The organism is Streptomyces sp. NPDC006368 (genome assembly GCF_040612535.1).
Taxonomy (GTDB): domain Bacteria; phylum Actinomycetota; class Actinomycetes; order Streptomycetales; family Streptomycetaceae; genus Streptomyces.
In genome coordinates, this window is sequence record NZ_JBEXQK010000109.1 from 1 (window position 1) to 1,135 (window position 1,135).

General features: G+C 75.5%; 1 protein-coding gene. It reads right to left on the bottom strand.

Annotated features, from left to right (window positions below; all coding sequences use genetic code 11):
* Positions 1–89: 89 nt before the first annotated feature.
* The coding region (locus tag ABZZ38_RS30445) for a phosphopantetheine-binding protein (protein ID WP_356745781.1) at positions 90–1,135 on the bottom strand (1,046 nt) is incomplete at its 5' end.

Consider the following 1,135-nt stretch of genomic DNA (forward strand, 5'->3'; position numbering starts at 1 on the left):
GCCCCGACATGGCGGTCGCGGCGGTGCCGTTGCCGGTGGCCGCGGCGCGCATCATGTCGCGCAGCCCTCCCGGGCCCCGCACGCCTCGCTCAGTCCGCCACCCGGCCGAGCTGGGTGTCGATGAAGTCGAAGATCTCGTCAGCGGACGCCGACGCGATCAGCTCCGCCACATCGGCGGTTTCCTCGGCGGGCTCGCCCGATCCGGTCGTGTCGGCCCGATCGGTCGCCCGGCCCGGGCCGGTGAGCTCGGCCAGCAGGGCCCGCAGGCGCGCCGAAACGGCGTCGCGCGAGTCGTCGCCGTCCGGAAGCGCGGCCAGCGATGCCTCCAGCCGGTCCAGCTCGTCGAGCACCGCGCGCGACGGGTCGGCCGGCCGCGGGGCCGCCTCCGCCCGCAGGAAGGCGGTCAGGGCGGCGGGCGAGGGGTGGTCGAAGACGACGGTGGCGGGCAGGCGCAGCCCGGTCGCCGCACCGAGCCGGTTGCGCAGTTCGACGCCCGTCAGCGAGTCGAAGCCCAGGTCCTGGAAGGGGCGGTCGGGGGCGATGTCCTCCGGACCGGTGTGCCGCAGGATCGCCGCGACCAGGGTCGTCACGATGCCCAGCAGATGCTGCTCCTGCTGCACCGGGGTGAGACCGGCGAGGCGGTCGGTCAGCGACACGGTCTCCTCGGCCTCACGTCCCTCGGCCTCGCTCCCGTCCCGCGCGTCCTCCCGCGACGCCGTGTTCCGTACGGGGGCGGCGGGGCCGCCTTCCCCGGCGGGCGGTGTCATGGGGTCCAGCCAGTACCGCTGGTGCTGGAAGGCGTACGTGGGCAGCGGCACCCGGCGGGCGCCGGAGCCGGCGAAGAACGCCTCCCAGTCCGGGTCGACGCCCCGCGCGTACAGCACCCCGAGCGCACCGACCAGCGCCTCGGGCTCGGGCCGGCCGTTGCGCAGGGCGGCCGTGGCCACCACGGCGTCGGGGTCCCGGACGGACTGCGTGGCGAGGGCGGTCAGGACACCACCCGGGCCGATCTCCAGCAGCGTGGTGACGCCTTCGGACTCCAGTGTGGTGATGGCGTCGGCGTAGCGGACGGCGTGGCGGACTTGGTCGGTCCAGTAGTCGGCGGTGCGTAGGTCGTCTGTGGTGGCGGGGTGGC